A 203-nucleotide genomic window follows, 5' to 3' on the forward strand; every position below is an offset into this window, starting at 1 on the left:
ATGAAAAGCCTCGCGAACAAGTTCGCTCCTACCAGTATTGGGTTCGCAGGGAATCTCGAGGCTGACCTGCATTGCCCCACCTGCAGGAACGCAATCCCCGGTAGGAGGCAACTTGTTGGCGAGGCGGTCGAAGCGGCGCGTCAGATGAAAAGCCTCGCGAACAAGTTCGCTCCTACCAGTATTGGGTTCGCAGGGAATCTCGA

1 protein-coding gene is annotated in these 203 nt (G+C 57.1%); it reads right to left on the reverse strand.

The features are described from left to right. Positions 1 to 203: hypothetical protein (locus AO242_RS29590; protein WP_218927856.1), on the reverse strand; the 203-nt coding region annotated here is incomplete at both ends.

Origin of the sequence: Pseudomonas sp. ICMP 561, assembly GCF_002699985.1 — a bacterium.
In the GTDB taxonomy this organism is placed as follows: Bacteria; Pseudomonadota; Gammaproteobacteria; order Pseudomonadales; family Pseudomonadaceae; genus Aquipseudomonas; species Aquipseudomonas quasicaspiana.